Below are 19,393 nucleotides of genomic sequence, written 5' to 3'. Positions count from 1 at the left end.
AAGTTAATTTAAACTCTTACAATTTTGTAAGAAGATACTAAAACAACTTCCGCTTCCTAATTTGGATTCTACTATAATATTCCCTTTTTCTTTTTCTAAAATTAATCTTGTAAGATAGAGACCAATTCCTGTACCATTTTGATTTTCAACATTTTTACCTCTATAAAATCGTTTAAAAATATTGTTCAACTCTTTACCATCAATGCCTATTCCTTCATCTTTGATTATAATTTTAGTGTATAGTTCCATTTTTTCTACAGAAATAGTAATCATACTATTTGATGGTGAATATTTTATTGCATTTTCTAAGACATTTACAATTGCCTCTATAGTCCATTTTTTATTATGAAATAACTTTATATCTGAAAATATTTCTAAATTTATTTTTATGTTTTTAGATTCTGCTTTATTAAAAACAGTACTAATACTTTGAACAATAGTGTCTTTAATTAGTAGTTCTTCTGCTTCAAATTTGATAACCCCATCTTCTAATTTAGTCATCTTAAATAGAGACTCTAATAACCAGTCAATTTTAAAAGTTTGATTTTTCATTTTTTGTAAAAATTCTACTTTTTTTGATGTAGGAAGATTACTATTTTCTAAAAGTTCACAGTAAATGGTAATATTTGAAAGTGGTGTTTTTAATTGATGTGACATATTTGAAATTAAACTTTTAATTGCTTCCTTTTCTGATTTTGACTGCTCTACTTCTATCTCTATCATATCTTTAACTTTTTTTACTTGGTAAGAAATTTTTGATATTCTTGTATCTTTTGTATCTGGATAAGAAATTTCTTTACCTTCCAATAATTGATTTAGCATTAGACTTAATTCGTCACATGTATTTTGACTTTTTTTAATAGTTATTATAGCTATAATTATCATACATATTGCAAAAAATAATAGTAACATATTTATTCCACCTCATTCCATAGATAGCCCATTCCATAAGCTGTTTTTATATACTTTGGATTAGATGGATTATCCTCTACCTTCATTCTAAGTCTTCTTATATTTACAGATATAATATTCTCATCAACATAATTTTCTTCACTATCCCATATATGATGTAAAATTTGTTCCTTCAATAATATTTGTCCTTTATTCTCAATTAAATAATTAATAAGCTTATATTCTACAGCACTAAGTTCCAAATCTACTTCATTTTTATACACCTTTAATAACTTTTGGTCTAATCTTATACCATTAGAATACAGCACTTTATTATTTGATTTTTTTCTTATTGCTACTTTAACCCTCGCTTTTAATACAGACAAAGAAAACGGCTTTGTGATATAATCATCTAAACCTATTTCTAATCCTGTTACCTCATCAATCTCTGAATCTCTTGCAGTAAGCATTATAATTGGAATATCTGACATTTCTCGTATTTGCTTACATATATCAAATCCATTTCCGTCTGGCAGGTTACAATCTAAAATTATAAAATCTATATTTTTATTATTAAATATATGTAAGCCCTCTTGTTTTGTATAAGCTTTTAAAACATTAAATCCTTCACTTTCAAAAGCATAAAAAAGACCTTCATTTAAGTTTGTATCATCTTCAATAATTAATAAATTCAATTTTCTACTCCTTTTATTTTTAAACTTTTAAAATAGTATTTCTTCTTATCTTTTGTTAAAAATATATTGATACACCTATTTTACTAAAAAAACTGTAATTAAATTTGTTTTTTCTCAAATCTAGTTACAGTTTTTTATTTATAGACTATTCACCTTTAGAACATTCTCTATAAAAGGCTTTAATTGATTTTAAATCATTATCAGTTATAATATGTACACCACTTGCACTTAATAAATTAGCAAGACACTCAATACGTTTGAAATGTTTTTCTGTACTCTCATTAAACAATACTGGGTCTAACCAAATATTTATTAATATTATAAATACTTCAGACATTTCGTTTGGATAATCAGTTTTAAAAATGCCTTCTTCAACACCTTGTTTTATTAAGCAAGATAGTAAAGGGGTCATTTCAAGCGTAGATGCTCTTATACTCTTCATAAATAAGATAGGTTTTTTTTGGAGGCACATATAATCAATCAATTTTTTCCTTATTTCTGAACTAGATATGTGTAAGATAAATTCAGACACTTTTTCTCTAATCGTAAAGTTAGGATTATTTAATATTAACTTTAAATTTTCCATCTCTACTTTTAAATTACTTGATATAATCTCTTCGAACAGGAGTTCTTTATCTTTAAAATGGTAGTATACAGATTCTTTAGATATATCAAGAGTATCCACAATTTGTTGCATAGTTACATCATCATAGTCATTTTCTTCGAATATTTTCCACGCAACGTCTAATATCTGACTTCTCATCTTGTCAGAATGTTTATTTCTTGACATATAAATTCACTTCTTTCTTTATCAATTTATATTAATTGTTCATACATTTATTATAATAAGATTTTTTACAGTATGTCAATACACACCATTTAAAGACAACAAATCGTATTTATTCTTAAATTTCTTATTATTTATCATTAATATAATTTATATGTAAAAATATTATAAAACATATATAAATACATATTATTTAATTTAATGACGCTTAAATTGAAAATATAACCTTATTCTTATATAATTAAATTATGTAAGGATAAGGTTATATGATTTAATTATACTTTTACTAGGGGGAATAGAATTGAAAAGGGTTGATGAAAGAAATACTATGTTTGCAAGAGCAAATTATAAAAAAAATGGTTTTGCTTATAATGACTATTATGAGAAAAATCCTGAAAAAAAAGAAGTTGATGATAGTATAAGAAGTAGACCAAATTTATGTAGTGAAGGAACTATGACTTATAATGAGATAAATTCTCCAATGGCAAGTAGTGCATTTGACTTTTTATCTGATATAAAATCACTATGTGAAGGAAAAGTTTGTGACAATAAAGTGGATGTAGATGCAAAATCTATGACTAAAAAGATAAAAGGGTTTGCAAAGCAATATGGAGCTTCTGTGGTTGGTATAACTAGATTAAAAGATTATCATATTTATACAAATAGAGGTAGATATGAAGAAAACTATGGTGAGGAAGTTAATCTATCTCACAAATATGCAATTGTATTTGGATGTGAAATGGATAAAGAAATGATAAACAGAGCCCCGATGATATGTGAAGTTATAGAAACTTCAAAATGTTATGTAGATGCATCTATTGTTGGTATGATTTTAAGTTATTACATAAGAAACCTAGGATATGATGCTAGAAATCATATGGATGCTAATTATCTAGTAATGCCTGTTTTTATAGCTCGTGATGCTGGATTGGGTGATATAGGAAGAAACGCAATACTTACAAATAAAGATTATGGTTCTAGACTTAGACTAGGGGTTGTTACTACAGATATTCCACTTATAGAAGATGAATATGTTGATTTTGGACTTGAAGATTTTTGCAAAGTATGTAAAAAATGTTCTTTTAATTGCCCTTCTCACTCACTTTCTAATGATATTAAAATTGGTGATGATGGAAAATATAATTGGGTGATTGAACATGAAACATGTTACATTAAATGGAGATATTTAGGCACAGACTGTGGTATGTGTATATCTGCTTGCCCATTTAGCCAAAACCTTGAAACTATAAAAAACACTACTTCTTTTAAAGGCAATAATGAGCTTATTGAGAAAGCTTTGGATGAATATACTTCAAAATTTGGTAAAAGAATATTTGTACCTGGAAATCCATCTTGGTTAAAATAATTTTATATATTTAATAAATAGTCTGTCCCATGATAAATTCTAGGACAGATTATTTATTAAGTATTTTATTTATATGAATATAATATGATAATTTAGCAACATTTTGATTATATAATTAGCTTTATATAGAATATTAAACATAAAAGGAGTGAATATATGAAAAAAATATTAGTAGTTGAAGATGATACTATATTAAATAAAACACTATCGTACAACTTAAATGAAGAGGGATATATGGTTATTTCAAAATTTACAGCTATATCTGCTTTAGAATCTATTGTTAAGCACAAATTTGATTTAATTATTTTAGATGTTAATCTACCAGATAGAAGTGGATTTGATTTGTGCAAGAAAATTAAAGAAAATTATGATATCCCTATAATTTTTTTAACTGCCAATGATATGGAATATGATATGATTAAAGGTTATGAACTTGGAGCTTTGGATTATATAACAAAACCATTTAATATCAATGTGTTTAAACAAAAAGTAAGAGCACTTTTAAATCATATTACAACAAAAACAAAACAAGATTGCTATGATGATGGATATCTCAAGATTAACTTTTCTGAGTTCTGTGCATATATAAATGACAATCAAATTGTATTTACACCATTAGAATATCGTACTTTAAAACTATTTATTGAGAATCCCAAAACCATTCTAACAAGAAAAATACTTTTAGAAAAACTTTGGGATATAGATGCTAATTTTGTAGATGAACATACTTTGACATCTGTTATAAGTAGAATTAGAAGTAAAATTGAAAAAGATAGCTCTCAATACATTAAAACAGTGTATGGTATGGGATACATGTGGATAGGTGAAAAAAATGAATTTTAAAAATTTTTCTTTTAATACTCTTTATTTAATAATTGCTGTTAGTATGGCTCTTACAGCTATTCTATTCAATATAGCAATTTATATAATAACTAATGATTTTAAAATAGTTGTTCTATTATTGATATACACAATAATATTCTCTGGTTTTATATTATTAATCATGCTCTTACTTCATAAAAAAATAACTCTATTTTGCTCTGAGATATGTTTAACCTTAGATAAGATGATGAATAGTAAAGATAATCTGGAAATTACTTTGGAGGAAGAAACACTTCTGTCACGTATTAATCATAGACTGATTAGAATGTATGAAGTCATTCAAGAAAATCGCCACAATATTGCTATGGAAAAAGCTGATTTACAAGAATTAGTTTCTGATATCTCTCATCAAATCAAAACTCCTATTGCAAATTTAAAGATAATTAATAATACTCTACTGAATCAGAATCTTAAAACTGAAATTCAAAATGAGTTTTTGATGGATATGCAAGGTCAATTAGATAAATTAGAATTTTTAATGCAGTCTATGATAAAAACTTCAAGACTAGAAACAGGTATAATTTCACTATCTAAAAAGAAGAATTCGATTTATGAAACAATTGCTACTTCACTTAGTGGAATTTTATTTGATGCTGAAAAAAAGGACATTCAAGTTACAGTTGATTGTGATTCAAACTTATATATATGTCATGACAAAAAATGGACTTCTGAAGCTATTTTCAATATATTAGACAATGCAGTGAAGTACACAAGTCCTAAAGGTAAGATACATATATCTACAGAATGCTGGGTTATGTATGCTAAAATAGATATTACTGATACTGGAAAAGGCATATCAGAAAGTCACCAAGCAGAAATTTTTAAGAGATTCTATCGTGAGGAAGATGTACATGATATAGATGGTATTGGAATTGGTCTATATCTTTCAAGAAAAATTGTATCTCTTCAAGGTGGATATATCAAAGTTACATCAAAAATTGGAGAAGGCTCTACTTTTTCTATATTTTTACCTAATAAATAAATTTTTAAATATTTTATTTGTGATAATTCTGCAACATTTTGATTATATACTGTATTTACAATATATAAAGGAGGTCTTTATAGTGAGTATTTTACAAGTAACAGACTTAAAAAAATATTATGGGAGAAATTCAAACATTACAAAAGCTCTTGATGGTGTGAGCATATCTGTTGAAAAAGGTGAATTTATTTCTATTGTAGGTACATCTGGTAGTGGTAAATCTACATTATTAAATATTATGGGAGGTTTAGATAATCCTACATCTGGAAATGTCATTATAAGAGGAAAGGATTTATCAACTATGAATGATGAACAACTTACAATTTTTCGACGTAGAAATATAGGTTTTATATTTCAAAATTATAATCTTGTTCCTTTACTTAATGTATATGAAAATATCATTTTACCAATTGGATTGGATGGTGAAACACTAGATAAAGACTTTATAAATGAAATTATAAGTTTACTTGCACTAGATGAAAAATTATATGATGTACCAGGTAATCTTTCTGGAGGACAACAGCAACGTGTTGCTATTGCAAGAGCACTTGTGACGAAGCCTGCTATTGTACTTGCTGATGAACCAACAGGTAATCTTGACAGCAAAACTAGTGCAGATGTATTAGGCTTACTTAAGATGACAAGTGAGAAATTTAACCAAACAATTGTAATGATTACCCATAATAATGAAATTGCACAATTAGCAGATAGAATCGTTCGTATTGAAGATGGAAAAATTTATAACTAGGAGGTGAAATATATGTTTAAAAATAATAATGGTGCTTTCATTAGAAAAATAGCATTGAATGATTTAAAAATTAATAAACTTAAATTTTTTCTTTCAGGTATTATTATAATGATTTCCACATGTTTATTATTAACAACTGCTTTAGTTTCATATAATGGCTCTATGGATTTGGTTAATTCATCTCCCTATCATGCGAGATATCAATCTGTAAATGAAAAATCAAAAACATTATTACAGCAAAATAAAAACTTTAGTAGTGTAGGAGTTTATAAGTCACTTGGTAGTGAGATAAAATCAGATTATAGAATGTCAATGATATATGTAGATAACACTGCAATTGAGCTTCTGAATTTTCAACTATTAAAGGGCGGTATGCCAACAAATAAATATGAAATTGCTATTTCAGAAAAATATCTATCTGAACTTGGTTTGAATAAAGACCTTGGAGATAGCATTACATTAAAATATCGCGACAATATTACTAATAAAGAAATACAAAGCGATTTTATTATTGTTGGATTTGTAGAAAATTACTATCAAGATAATGCTAAGCAATACTATACAGTTGTTTCCAATGATTATCTCAAGGATATGGCTTCTACACCTTTACAAATCAAAAGTAATAATTTTAATGAAGCAACTCCAAACACTGTAGATGTATTAGTTAGATTATCAAAAGAAAATACAGAAAAATCCCCTACTTTAATTAAGACTCAATTAAGTGAAATTGGTTCCTCTTTAAATATTAAAAAACATAATATATATTTAAATGATAATTATATTGAATCAAATTTAATTGATGGTGAACAAGTTATTACAGTTTTAATAGTAGGAGTGATTATTCTTTTTTCTAGTTTGTTTGTTATTTATAGTATTTTTTATATTTCAGTTGTTAATTCAGTTCAAATGTATGCAAAGTTGAAAGCACTTGGTATGACTTCTTTTCAGTTGAAGAAGATTATTTACCTACAAGGAAATATTTTATCTATTATTTTTATTCCAATAGGCATTATATCTTCCTGCATAATTACATATATAATTCAGCCTTTAGCATGACTACTGACTTATTTATTATTCTAGTATTATCAATAGTAATATTTTTGACTGTAAGAATTTCTTTAAATAAGCCAGCTAGAATTATTTCAAAAACTTCCGCTATTGAAGCTATGCAATACACAGAAATTAAATTTAGAAATAAAATTAAAACACTTAATTATATAAATATTAAAAATTTAGCACTAAAAAATATTGAGGTAAATAGAAAGAAAAATTTAATAGCATTGATTTCATTGAGTATTAGTGGAATATTATTTATTTCAATTGCTAGTCTTTCTAATTCTATAGATTTTAATAAACAGATGTCTCAGACATTCGTTTATAATGAAAATTATATTATTGGAAATAAAATTGACAATTTGTATGAACGAATTACACAAATTCAGCAAAATAATCCATTTACAAACACTCTTAGAAATGAAATCAAATCAATTTATGGAGTACAAAAAGTAATTGAATCTAAAGGAATAAAATGTGAAGTTATATACCCTTCTATTAAGGATAAAGATGGAAGTAACGTAACAACTTTGATTGAAAGTGTCACACCAGAGCTTGCAAAATCATTCCAAAAGTATATTGTAAATGGTAAAGTTGACTATAAGCAATTGGATTCAAACAGCTTGATTGTAAATAAATATAGGACAAAATCTTATGGAGTTGATTTGAAAATTGGAAATACAATTACATTTAATATATTTAGTGGAAATGACATCATCAAAAAACAAATGAAAATAGTTGGAATAATTGATAATTCAAATACAGGATGCATGTTCTTTACTTCAGACAAGGCTTTAGATAAAATAACACCATATAATACAAATTTACATTTTTCAATTTTATCCGATAAAAAGTATTCAAAAGAAGTTGAAGAAAAACTATTAAATATTATTCAAAATAATTCAAATTTAATCCTTTATTCATATGATAGCGATTATAAAATGCTAACTAGAGCTTTTAAGTATATGATTATAGCTGCATATGTATTTGTTGGTTTAATTTCCTGTTTTGGTATCCTTAATATGACAAATATCCTTGTAAATAGTGTATTAACTAGAAAAAAAGAGTTTGCCTTACTTCAGGCGGTTGGAATGACAAAAAAACAGTTGCGCAAAATGCTCTATCGAGAAGGTTTAAATTTGAGTATTAAAGCTGTATTTGTATCAATTACATTGGGTTATTGTGGTTCAAAATTACTCTGCTTTTTTATAAAAGATGTTGTTAGATTAGACTTCATTAATTTCAATTTCTCTATACTTTCTATTTTAATTTTTTCATTTATATTAATAGGCATGCAAATATTAATAATTGAATTCCTTATAAGAAATCTAGAAAAACAATCAATTACAAAACGTTTACGCTCTCAATAAAAATATATATAAAAATAGCTACTTTTATACTACACTCAACATAGATTTTCAAGATTTGGAGGGTCTGAAAACTTTGATTTTACGACCCTCTGTTTGTTTTTTAACTTCTATTATTTATTTTCTGAATATATCAATCGCATGACTCGTAACTCCTATTAAATCTTCGCGTTCACAAGTAGCAAAGTGATATTTCAAATATAACTCAAATTCTTCATCATCCATAGCATCGACTGCTTCACGCATACATAGGGCTAAACCATCCGATGCGACGTAATGCAGTCTTGTTACAGGAAAAACAGACATCAAATCGTCAATGTTTTCTTTACGGACAAGTTCAAACAAATCCTTAGGACCTGACTTGGTAGCAAATGTCTGTGGGTCAATCAAGCCATTTTCAATATATTCAGCTACATTGATATTTCCTCGGTTGAACCCTTCATCAATAAGGCAGCCATCAGATATAACATATGCAGCAAAAATCACACCACCATGTTTTGTTACACGAATAGCCTCATGTAGAGCTTGTTGTTTATCCTCTTTGCTATAAAGATGATACAACGGACCTAATAACAATGTAATGTCATATTCATTATCTGAGAAAGCAGACAAATCCATAGCATTACCTTGAGTAATAGTTATATTTTCATTTGATTGAATATTTTTACGGAAAACTTCTATGTTATGTTCGACCAATTCGACTGCATCGACGTCATATCCCTGACGTGCCAGCGTGTGAGAATATCGACCAGTTGCAGCACCAATTTCAAGCACATGGTCGCTAGGTTTTATGTACTTTTCAATGTAATGCATAGTGGTTAGGAATTCAACTGTTCCATGCTTTAATGCCAACCGACTATCTTCGTCGTAATTATTGTAAAAATCAATTAAGTATTGGTTTGTTTTCATATTGCACCCCCTTCTGTATTAGTTAGTAAACATCAAATAGATAAATTCCAATCCTTTTTTTCTTGTTTTATAAAAGCTGATAATATATTTTTCAACATTTTTTCGGCACTATTTCTATCTAATGTCAATTTTTTCGTTGCTGTTAAGACAGCTATGCCATGAGTATAAAGAAATAAATCTAAAAATATGACTTTTGCACATTCTAACTCTATTCCAATACTTTCAGAAAAAAGCCTTGCCTTTTTTTCATTATCAATTTCTTTGTAGAAATCATTTGGCTCTTCCATCATCAAATCTAAATCGTTTATAAACAACAACTTAAATAAATGTGTTTCTTCTTGAGCAAATTCAATGTATGAAAGTGGAAGTAATAAATATTGACTGACATTTTCAGAATTATGATAATTAATAACATACTGATTATAGTATTCATATGCAAAAGCAAGAAATTCACCTTTTAATTCATCCATATTTTCATAGCAAGTAAAAATTGGTCGAGTGGAACATTGTAATTTACTTGCGATACTCCTTGCATTTACAGTTTCAAATCCTGTTTCTCTTGTAATATCCAGGACAATATTCAAAATCATTCCTTTCGTTATTTTTGCTTTAGGTGGCATATAAATTCACTTCTCCATTAAATTTTTATAAAATACATACGTTATATAACAATTGTTGCACGTTAAAAAAATTATGTCAAGAAATAGTTTTGCATTTTTTATCATTCCTGAAGCTGACAAATAAAATATGAGTTGCAATTAATCTATTAATAGACGATTGCAACTCATATTTTACTTTAAATACTTTTCTTTTTACATGATATTTCATATACATAATCTTCTGATGAATTAATATTACTTTCTTTTCTTTTTTTAGAATCAATTAAGACAAAATATAGTATAAAACCTACAACAAGTCCCCAGGTTCCACCTTTAGCAGCAATCACGCCACCCATCAGCCCAATTAATCCTCGCTCTACGCCAGTATCACATAGTTCCATTGATAGTTTAGTACATAAGTAACCTTGAACTAAAAGTGTCACTGATAATGCTAATGGTATAAGAGGCGTAGCTATTTGGGCAATTGGATAAAAGCAGATAAAAATAGCTGAAACCCATACTAATGTACCCATACCACTAAAAATAGACTGCATTGCTTCCTTTCCAACCTTATATCTTTGAGCAACACTTCCAGTAAGAGTTGCAGCTAATGGACCACACATAGCTATATATGGAGAAATAACTGCCATAACAATATTTCTTATCCCACTTATAATATTAGACCTATTAGAATTAAAATCAATATACTCATCTGTTCTGTTTTTACTTTCAGAAAGAACTAAATTTTCACCTGTTATAAAATCACCAAATGCAATTATGTATATCATGAAAGCCATTGGCAATCCTTGTATAAATAATATTAGACTTGGAAAACCTATTCCAAAAGGAGATACTGTATCTATTAATTTTTGAAAATCCATTATATAAATAATATTTTCAAAATTAAAGCTAGGAATTCCTATTTCTTTACTAAATATTCCTATAATTAAACTCACTAAAATAGCTGGAACCACTCCATATTGACCTAATCGAAATAAAAACTTATTCTTTACTTTTAGAGCATCGAATTTTTCAGAAAACATTACAAAGCAAGCAACTAAAATCCCAACTGTTATAGATATTGGATAAGATTCAAATCTGCCTTTAGGGCTAAATTCTGCTATTACAGTTGATATACCAACTCCCATAAGTATTCCACCTTTGATGGAATTTGGGATTCTATTTACTAGTTTTCCAGCTATACCTGTTATACCCATTAAAATAAATATAATTCCTAAATCTATTTGTAAAGCTGTTAATGCTTGTATTCTTTCAATACCAATATTGAACTTTAACAAATATGCAGTTGTAAGAGTTATAGAAGCTGTAATCCAGCCAGGAACTACTGGGTCTCCCATAAAAACATGCAGGCAATACAATATTGAGTTAATGATAGCCATACTCCATGCTACTTCATAGGGTAATCCTAATATTTGCGTGCTAAGTCCAATAGTTCCTAAGCTTGTCATACTTGATATTATACCTTGAATAGCTTCCGGTTTCTCAAATCTGTAATGTATAAATGGAATTCGTATCTTAAACATTCCAAATTTTATGTGAGGCTGTTCACTTCTAGTGAGTCTTTCCATAATTTCACTCCACCTTTCAATAACTCTTATTAATTGTTTATAAATTATCAATCTTGTTAAAACTAGTATATAACATATAAATTACATAAACAATAAATTAAAATTGTAAAATTGATAGATTTTGTGCATATATAGAAAGATATATCCATTTTTATTTTTTTATATCGATTGATAAAGGTTCTTTATAAAATTCAATAGTTCTTTTCCATGATTCAAACTGTCCTTTTGCATTACCTTTTACAGTTCCTCCTGAAGAAAATATTCCTCCAGCCATATTCATAGATAAAGTTTCACTTAGAGGTACAATATATGGAATTGGTAAAGGATGTCCCATCTTATCATATGTTAATAGTTCCACATTATATTGGTAGTTATTTCTTTTAAGTTTTTCTATGATTTCTACACAACCATCATAACTATTCCAAATATTATCTTCTTTTCCAGCAATCATAAGAATGTCAGCTTCAGAATTTTCTACTTTTATCCTAGCCTCTTCTTTATTTTCTGCCCTTTCAATACTTTTCTTATAAGTACTGGCAAATCCAAATGGAATTCCTTTTTCTATATCTTTTTTCTGGTCTTCAAAAAATATATTATTGTCTACCTTGATATATGGAAGTGGCTTACCTTTATATGACCATGATGAAGTATCTTTTCCATTCATTTGTCCATCAAGTGCTTGAAAACAATACGCATGAGGCTGTGATACTACTACTTTTTTAATTTGTTTATATCTTGAAGCAAGTAAAAGTGCTAACTCACCACCTTTTGATGTCCCATGTACAAATATTTCTTTAGTATTAGTGATTTCATCTTCACTAATCCATTTAAATATTTTTTCAAAGTATTCTAATGGTACTTCTTCTAACTTACTTGGCAATCCTTCTAGAGCAAAATAAGCAACTGCTAGTACATTGAACCCTCTAGATGCAAGTGGAGCTGCCAGGAGTTCTAAAGCATCTAAATTTCCATCAGAACCCCCTAAAACTAAAATTGTTTTATTACTAGAGTTTTGTTTATAAAATAATTTTCCTATAAATTCATCAGATATATCTTTTGTGATAATATCTTCTGTTTTGAACAATCTCTTCAACTTAACTTCTTTTCTTTCAATATCAGATTCAAATATCATATTCATGATTATTGGTTTATCAATAGATATATTTTCTGCAAAATTTTCACCTTCAGTTTTTGATTTTTTCAGAGAATAAATTAACCCCATGCAGTCAGTAGTTTTATAAGTCCCTTCTACAGGTTCAATTGAATCTAAATCCACTTCTCCTTTTTCATTTGAATAAAATACCCCATAAGATGAGAATTCCTCTCCTTTACACCATGGAAATTCCATTTTCATAGATACTCTTAATTTACTATTTGGAATTAAGCCTGAAACTATAACTTTAATTTTATCATCTACAAGTGATTCTGCATTGTATATATTTACTTTCATAATTGATTCCTCCATGTAATAATTATTGCTCATGATTTATATATTTGAAATAGCTTTCTTCAGCAAGCTATGAATAATCCAAATATAAGACATCATGTTGACTATTTCATTATATCAACTCGAATCATTTTAGTCAATATATTGTCTTTTCTATTTACTTAAAATTATTTTAATAATATGAGCTATTCGTAATTTAAAATTTTGCTTATATTGAGTGATAGAAAAAATAAAACCACTCCTTTAAAGAAATGGTTTTATCTAGAAAATATAAATTATTTTTTAGTAAGCTTAATAAGTATTTTTTATTTAAAATTTTAGTACAAACATGTATTTCTTTATTTACAAATTTCACAAAATTTATGCATTGGCAAAAGTGTATATGGCATTAACCCTTGCTATATATAGATTTTCATCACTACAACCAATATATTTAGCATACTTTTCAATCTTCTCTCTTGCATTTTCAGCATCACTTTCATCGCTCTCTACTAGTTCATTTATATAAAGGTCCATTAAAGAAGCCTTATATTCTTTTATATTATATCCTAAAAATTCAGTTAATCTTTCAATCTCCTTACTAAAATCTCCATCTTCCTTTACCAAAAACTCGTATACATCTTCTCTATATGGATTTAATGTTATTATTTGTTTTACAACCTTACACTCATCTGCTTTTCCAATAAAACCATCTTTGTAATTATTAAACAAGGCATTAGATTTTTTTATAGATTCTTCATCAATATAAGAATGGACTTCATTGACTCTATTTTCTATAAGCGCATCTATTACAGCATAATGAATTTTGAAACAATCATTATACAAATAATTGCTCATTTTTTTTACTGTAGATTCTATTTCTAAAAAATTTGCATGATTATTTTTTTTATTCTTATTTGGTATGATAAAAGTTTTATTTAAGTTATTAAAAAGCCTTTTAAAATCTAAATATTTTTCACAATAAACACTTTTAAAGGTATCAATATCTATAGTTATAATTCCAAAACTCACTATAGTCTCGATTCCTTTCTTAAAAGATTCCTCTATATATTTTTCTCCTAGATTTAGACCTCTATCTGATATTTGTTTTAGATTTTGAAAATTATTTAAACAATCTCTCTCAAAGTTTTTAGAAATTTCTAAAGCATACAATTTAAAAATTTTTCTTATCTTATTATAATTATTTTTTGTATCATCAAACCTGATAATAGCTCCATTTACATCAAATGTAATCATTGAGTTTTAACCTCCCCCATTAGTTTCATCAATAAAATAAATTTAATATAAACTTTATAATCATAATATTAAACTTATTTCTACTATAATTATTAATTTGATGATGAAAGCCATTTTCCTTCTAAATAAAAAATTTGTCTAAAGTTTTTAAAAAAATTAGACAAACTTTAAGTTTTTAATCTCTAAATTACTCCAAATACACCAAATAATATTGGTATAAATATGGCTGGTAATAGATTTGCTACTTTTATATTTGTTAGCTTAAGTACATTTAAACCAAGTCCTATAATTAATAAACTTCCTGCAGCTGTCATTTCTGTAACTACAGGGTCACTTAAAAATCCATTTAAAAATGATGCCCCTAAACATATAATACCTTCATATAAAAATACAGATACAGCAGAAAACATTACACCTATACCTAAAGAAGCTGTAAATATAACAGAAGCTATCCCATCTATTACTGATTTTACAAATAAAGTATCATGGCTTCCTGTAAGTCCACTTTCTAACGAACCAACTACTGCCATAGCCCCTATACAAAATAACAAACTAGATGATATAAAACCTTCAGCAATAGAATCCTTTTTATTGCCTTTAGAAAACCTACTCTGCAAAAATGCACCTAATTTATTTACCCATTTATCAATATCTATTAACTCTCCTATTAAAGCTCCTAAAGCTATAGATATTATTGTCACTAGTGTATTCTTTCCCTCTAGTGCTCCTGATATCCCTATATATAATACACATAGGGCAATTCCATTCATTATAGTATCACTTACTCTTTGAGGTAAGCCACCTTTGATTATAAGACCTACTATACACCCACCTGCGATTGCTAGACTATTTGCTATTACTCCAAACATTTTTTCTCCCCTCGATTAGTTAATTAAATTTTGCTTAAGTTCATTAAAAACTTAAATGTCAATGATTTGTAGTGGATATTCCAAATATTCCAAAAATTTTTCAAATCCTTTTTTTGATATATTTACAGTTTTAGTATTTATATTTGGATGAAAATTTAAATACTCTTCTTTAATTACATCCTCATCTATGTAAAGCTCTACTTTTCTTTCTGTATCATTCACTAATGAAAAAGGATTTACACTTCCAGGAAGAAGTTTAAGTACATTGTATAATCTTTCAGGCGAAGCAAATGATAACCTAGAACTTCCTATTTTTTCTTTAACTGAATTTAAATCAACATGTTTATCCCCTCTAACTACAATTAGATAGTATTTGTTTCCTTTAGCATTTCTTAAAAATAAATTTTTACACTGACATCCTTTTGTTATATCATTTAAAATTACTAACTGCTCTGCTGTATATACAGCTTCATGTTCTACTACCTCATATTTAATATTTAACTTATCTAAAATATTGTATATTTTAGTTTCATTTAAATTTACTTCAGTTGCATCTGATAATTCTGTTATTTTATCTTTTACATCACTCATCATGCTATATTCTCCTTTAATACTTTGTATATTACACTTCTCCTGTTTTATAGTAAATATTATTCTACTATGGCTATTGCTCTTACTGGAGCACCATCAGCGTCATTATACTTAAATGGAGCTGCTATAAATAGAAATCTTTCTGGCACAGCTTCTAAATTTGTAAGATTCTCTATTATTATTTTACCTTTTTCAAATAAAATGTGATGTACCTTAAAAGCTGATGTGTCGTATCTATCTACAGATAACATATCAATTCCTATTCCCTTTAGATTACTATCAGCTATATAGTTTGCAGCCTCTTCTGTTAATGTAGGATAACCTACATAATATTGCTTTTTATCCCAAAACTTTGACCAACCTGATTTAAATATTATAAACTCACTACTTTTTATTTCATCTTCATATTTTTTTAGATATTCTAATTCTATGTTTTTGCTTCCTTGCTCAAGTTCTAATACATAAGCCTTACCGACAAAATTTTCTATATCCAATGTATCTAAGGATTCACCTTTAGTATACATATGTTTTGGTGAATCCATATGAGTTCCATTGTGAGAAAATACACTGATTAATGTTTCTTGATATCCATTTTCTTCAATAATAGCTACTTTTTTTATATCTGGTCTATTAGTCTCTGCATATACAGGCATATCATTATGTGTCACATGAGTTAAATCAAAAACCTTCATTTTTTATACCCCCTATGTTTTATTTTCTATTATATACCTAAATTCACTTTATTTCTATTGGATTTTATCCTATTATTGCCAAATTAGTATATACTTTTTATAAAATTTAATGGATTCATAGAAAAATCTTGAAAAGAATTATCAGTAAATATAACATCTTCTCCTAAAAAACGCTTATATCTTCTTTCTTCTTTTTTTAAAGTAATCCTTTGTTTTTGTGAATGATTATTAAACACCATTGTTTTAAGAGGTGTTTTTCCACCATTTGTTTGTACTCTTTTTAACATATATTTTATATGCATATCAGCCTCTGGAAATGAATACCCACAAAATACCAGAAGGTCAGCCTCTCTCAAAGTTTTTTCTGTCTCATTCCAAACATTACTTAAAAATATATTTGACATATTCTTAAAATATGTTGGTGGAACTATGATTGGTTCTGTCAGTTCTCCACACTCCAAACATTTTGTTTCTGAACTATTTTCAATTAGTTTCATAACACCACCTTCATGTGGTGTAAGAGTTAAACTGTTGCAAATAGGACAGTAAAGCCAGTTCAATGAACCATGTATCTTATAGAGTTTAATTAATGGTTCTTTTGGTTTTCTCCAGTTTAATTCTTCCTTAAAATTAGTAAATTCTACACCATAATCAAGCATAATAGGCAAATCATTTTTATCTCTTAAGCCAGTAACTGTATTGTCTATATGTATATCATAATTTGCACTAATAAAAGTTGTATCAAGGAGTAAATCATTTTGTAAAAGATTTTCAACTAAAAGTTTGTGATATTTATTATCTGTTCTAGGTGTATTATGAATTGCTTCAGCCATCAATAGTATTAAATACTGTCTTAAAAAACGTATACTATCACTTCTATTATTTAAATTTTCAAGTCCAAAATTTCTAAAGGCTTCTCTTCTTTGTTCTGCTAAATCTAAAAGCCCTAAAACTTCTTCAAATGTTGGAAAATTTGCATTATCTAGATTATCTTTTCTTATGTCAATATTAAACATTTGTTTAAAAAAGGCATACAATTCTCTATTCATATCAGTATCATAATTTTTAGGTTTTAATTTCTTAAAGTATTCACTAAATAATTCATTTTGAATGGGTAAATTTTCTGCAGCTGAAGCTCCTGCTCCCAAAAATATAGCTATTTTCATATAATTCCTCCTATATAAACATTACTATTATTTTTTATATCTATTAAATATTTATCTTATTAACTTATTTAATAATACAACAATAAAGCTGTCTTTTACTAGAAAAAATCCTATTACAAGACAGCTTTATATTTATATTTAAATCTTTAATAATTCATAAATAGAAAGAGCATATATTTGAGCAGCTTTTACAATATCCTCTACTATCAAATGTTCATTAGCTTGATGCTCAGTTTCTGGTTTCCCTGGGAAAATAGCTCCAAAGGCAACACAATTGTCTAAAGCTCTTGCATAAGTTGCTCCTCCAGATGAAAGAGGTGTTCCATCAAGACCAGTTTCCTCTTCATATACTTTTCTCAATGTTTTAACAAGAAGTGTATCTTCTGGAACATAAATTGAATCTAAGAAATCATATTCTTTATAATCTAAATTATATTTATCTGTTATTTTCTTTAGTTCTTTTACAAAATCATCTTTTTTATATGTTACAGGAATTCTTACATCAATTCCAGCAAATTCTTTTTTACTATCAATAGTTACTTTACCTATATTTACTGTTAATTTTCCTGATACATCATCCTTGCAATTAGGAACTATATTGTTTCCATTAGCATCTTCACCAATAACTTCTGCTAAAAACTTAATTATATTAGAATCTATTCCTATATTATTAAGAGCTATACAAAGTCTAGCTACTGCATTTATACCAGTATCACTAGCTGCTGAATGAACACTTTTTCCTATTATACATATTTTATTGCCTTCAACAGTGTATTCAAAACCTAATTTATCTAATTCTTTTTTTAACTTATCAGAATATTTTCCAATATAAACTGCTTTTCCTGGAACTGCATTTAAAGCCTTCCCAACTGATAATTCTATATCACTTTTACTCTCACATGTTAAATGAACTTGTAAAAGACCTTTTTCTGCATTTGTTATTGGAAATCTAGAATCAGGAGTAAATCCATAGTCTGGTACTTCTTCATTATTTTCTTTGTATTTATTTATACATCTCCAAAGATTTTCTTCATCAGCTCCAAAAATGAATCTTATTCTCTTATTTAAATCTATATTTAAATCCATAAGAGCTTTTACTGCATAAATTGCTGATATTGTAGGTCCTTTATCATCTTGTGTTCCTCTTCCATATAACTTACCATCTTCTAAAACACCTTCAAATGGTGGATAATTCCAGCTTTCTAAGTCACCTTCTGGAACTACATCAACATGACCAAGTATACCTATCATTTTTTCACCTTGTCCTATTTCTGCATAGCCATAATATCCATCTTTATATACTGTTTTAAACCCTAAAGATTTACATAAGTCTAAAATACCTCTTAAAGCCTTATCTATATTTTCTCCAAATGGGAAATTTTTAGTTGGCTCAGATATAACACTAGGTATTTTTACACTTTCTTGTATTGAAGAAATCATTTCATCTTGTAGAGAACTTACTTTTTCTTTAATTTGTTCTTTCATAATTATCACCCTTCAATTCTCATCATAATATACTAGTAA

Annotated in this window: 19 protein-coding genes; 6 read left to right on the top strand and 13 right to left on the bottom strand. The window is 27.3% G+C overall.

Going from position 1 to position 19,393, the window contains the following annotated elements:
• Positions 1-3 precede the first annotated feature (3 nt).
• The 3 genes from IC174_RS08270 to IC174_RS08260 all read right to left on the bottom strand — a co-directional run bounded on the left by IC174_RS08270 (position 4) and on the right by IC174_RS08260 (position 2,376).
• A complete protein-coding gene (locus IC174_RS08270) occupies positions 4-912 on the bottom strand; it encodes a sensor histidine kinase (RefSeq protein ID WP_227482649.1) in 909 nt (302 codons plus the stop codon).
• Positions 913-914: 2 nt separating this feature from the next.
• A complete protein-coding gene (locus IC174_RS08265; protein WP_227435151.1) occupies positions 915-1,586 on the bottom strand; it encodes a response regulator transcription factor in 672 nt (223 codons plus the stop codon).
• Positions 1,587-1,731: 145 nt separating this feature from the next.
• Positions 1,732-2,376, bottom strand: a complete 645-nt coding sequence (locus IC174_RS08260) for a TetR/AcrR family transcriptional regulator (protein ID WP_227435150.1) — start codon at positions 2,374-2,376, stop codon at positions 1,732-1,734.
• 298 nt (positions 2,377-2,674) lie between these two features.
• Here IC174_RS08260 and IC174_RS08255 point away from each other — a divergent pair, with 298 nt between their 5' ends.
• The 6 genes from IC174_RS08255 (at position 2,675) to IC174_RS08230 (ending at position 8,774) form a co-directional block, all read left to right on the top strand.
• Positions 2,675-3,739 (top strand): 4Fe-4S dicluster domain-containing protein, encoded by a 1,065-nt coding sequence (locus IC174_RS08255; RefSeq protein WP_227482648.1) that lies wholly within the window; start codon positions 2,675-2,677, stop codon positions 3,737-3,739.
• 156 nt (positions 3,740-3,895) lie between these two features.
• The gene (locus IC174_RS08250) at positions 3,896-4,582 is read left to right on the top strand and encodes a response regulator transcription factor (RefSeq protein WP_227482647.1); all 687 of its coding nucleotides are present in this window, start codon (positions 3,896-3,898) and stop codon (positions 4,580-4,582) included.
• Complete coding sequence (locus tag IC174_RS08245) at positions 4,572-5,603, top strand: sensor histidine kinase (RefSeq protein WP_227482646.1); 1,032 nt, start codon at positions 4,572-4,574, stop codon at positions 5,601-5,603. Before IC174_RS08250 ends, IC174_RS08245 begins: the two co-directional genes overlap by 11 nt.
• Positions 5,604-5,685: 82 nt before the next feature.
• The gene (locus IC174_RS08240; protein ID WP_227482645.1) at positions 5,686-6,351 is read left to right on the top strand and encodes an ABC transporter ATP-binding protein; all 666 of its coding nucleotides are present in this window, start codon (positions 5,686-5,688) and stop codon (positions 6,349-6,351) included.
• 12 nt (positions 6,352-6,363) lie between these two features.
• Positions 6,364-7,407 (top strand): FtsX-like permease family protein, encoded by a 1,044-nt coding sequence (locus IC174_RS08235; RefSeq protein WP_227482644.1) that lies wholly within the window; start codon positions 6,364-6,366, stop codon positions 7,405-7,407.
• Between the two features lie 44 nt (positions 7,408-7,451).
• Positions 7,452-8,774, top strand: coding sequence for an ABC transporter permease (locus IC174_RS08230; protein WP_227482643.1), 1,323 nt, complete (start codon positions 7,452-7,454; stop codon positions 8,772-8,774).
• Positions 8,775-8,888: 114 nt separating this feature from the next.
• On the opposite strand, the gene IC174_RS08225 is transcribed toward IC174_RS08230, so the two are convergent.
• The 10 genes from IC174_RS08225 to IC174_RS08180 form a co-directional block, all read right to left on the bottom strand.
• Positions 8,889-9,680, bottom strand: a complete 792-nt coding sequence (locus IC174_RS08225) for a class I SAM-dependent methyltransferase (RefSeq protein WP_227482642.1) — start codon at positions 9,678-9,680, stop codon at positions 8,889-8,891.
• 32 nt (positions 9,681-9,712) lie between these two features.
• The gene (locus tag IC174_RS08220; protein ID WP_227482641.1) at positions 9,713-10,300 is read right to left on the bottom strand and encodes a TetR/AcrR family transcriptional regulator; all 588 of its coding nucleotides are present in this window, start codon (positions 10,298-10,300) and stop codon (positions 9,713-9,715) included.
• Positions 10,301-10,476: 176 nt separating this feature from the next.
• Positions 10,477-11,868, bottom strand: coding sequence for a hypothetical protein (locus tag IC174_RS08215; RefSeq protein ID WP_227482640.1), 1,392 nt, complete (start codon positions 11,866-11,868; stop codon positions 10,477-10,479).
• A 151-nt stretch (positions 11,869-12,019) separates the two neighbouring features.
• The gene (locus IC174_RS08210; protein WP_227482639.1) at positions 12,020-13,318 is read right to left on the bottom strand and encodes an acyl-CoA thioesterase/bile acid-CoA:amino acid N-acyltransferase family protein; all 1,299 of its coding nucleotides are present in this window, start codon (positions 13,316-13,318) and stop codon (positions 12,020-12,022) included.
• Positions 13,319-13,675: 357 nt separating this feature from the next.
• Positions 13,676-14,551 carry a kinase gene (locus tag IC174_RS08205; protein WP_227435140.1) on the bottom strand — a complete coding sequence of 292 codons (876 nt, stop codon included), beginning with the start codon at positions 14,549-14,551 and terminating at the stop codon, positions 13,676-13,678.
• Between the two features lie 182 nt (positions 14,552-14,733).
• Positions 14,734-15,420, bottom strand: a complete 687-nt coding sequence (locus IC174_RS08200) for a DUF554 domain-containing protein (RefSeq protein ID WP_227435139.1) — start codon at positions 15,418-15,420, stop codon at positions 14,734-14,736.
• 51 nt (positions 15,421-15,471) lie between these two features.
• Complete coding sequence (locus IC174_RS08195; RefSeq protein ID WP_227435138.1) at positions 15,472-16,011, bottom strand: prolyl-tRNA synthetase associated domain-containing protein; 540 nt, start codon at positions 16,009-16,011, stop codon at positions 15,472-15,474.
• A gap of 59 nt (positions 16,012-16,070) precedes the next feature.
• Positions 16,071-16,703 carry a cyclase family protein gene (locus tag IC174_RS08190; protein WP_227482638.1) on the bottom strand — a complete coding sequence of 211 codons (633 nt, stop codon included), beginning with the start codon at positions 16,701-16,703 and terminating at the stop codon, positions 16,071-16,073.
• An 83-nt stretch (positions 16,704-16,786) separates the two neighbouring features.
• Complete coding sequence (locus IC174_RS08185) at positions 16,787-17,869, bottom strand: SIR2 family protein (RefSeq protein ID WP_227482637.1); 1,083 nt, start codon at positions 17,867-17,869, stop codon at positions 16,787-16,789.
• Between the two features lie 138 nt (positions 17,870-18,007).
• On the bottom strand, positions 18,008-19,354 hold the full coding sequence (locus tag IC174_RS08180; protein ID WP_227435135.1) for a M20 family metallopeptidase: 1,347 nt from the start codon (positions 19,352-19,354) through the stop codon (positions 18,008-18,010).
• Between the last annotated feature and the right edge of the window lie 39 nt (positions 19,355-19,393).

This window comes from Clostridioides sp. ES-S-0001-03 (assembly GCF_020676075.1).
Taxonomy (GTDB): Bacteria; Bacillota; Clostridia; order Peptostreptococcales; family Peptostreptococcaceae; genus Clostridioides.
This window is presented reverse-complemented; position numbering and strand designations above follow the sequence as displayed.